The 521-nt window shown below is 60.8% G+C and carries 1 protein-coding gene; it reads left to right on the forward strand.

Annotation, left to right across the window (positions count from 1 at the left end):
* Positions 1-23 precede the first annotated feature (23 nt).
* A partial coding sequence (locus KNW02_RS20760) for an IS6 family transposase (protein ID WP_216035065.1) occupies positions 24-521 on the forward strand: 498 nt, incomplete at its 3' end.

Genomic DNA, 521 nt, shown 5'->3' on the forward strand with positions numbered 1-521 from the left:
TGTTTGCTACGTAGGTCACGGCGATGCAGACACCTTCCATCAGCTACAAGCGGCACCGGTTCCCGCCTTCGATCATTGCCCACGCGGTCTGGCTGTACGTCCGGTTCAATCTGAGCCTGCGGGAGGTTGAGGAGATGCTGCTCGAACGTGGCATCGACGTCTCCTATGAAACGGTTCGGCGCTGGACGGCCAAATTCGGGCCGCAGATCGCGAGGAACTTGCGGCGATGCCAGCGCCGCCCCGGCGACATCTGGCATCTTGACGAAGTCGTGGTGAAGATTTCCGGCAAGACGTTCTGGCTCTGGCGCGCCGTTGATCAACGCGGCGTTGTTCTGGACGAGATCCTCCAGTCCCGGCGGGACAAACGGGCCGCCAAACGGCTTTTGCGCAAGCTGATGAAACGCGCGGGGTCTGTTCCCAAGCGGATTATAACGGACAAGCTCCGCTCATATGGCGCGGCCAAGCGCGAACTCCTGCCCGATCTGGATCACTGGTCGCATAAGGGGCTCAACAATCGTGCC

The organism is Paracoccus marinaquae (assembly GCF_018860165.1).
GTDB classification, from domain to species: domain Bacteria; phylum Pseudomonadota; class Alphaproteobacteria; order Rhodobacterales; family Rhodobacteraceae; genus Paracoccus; species Paracoccus marinaquae.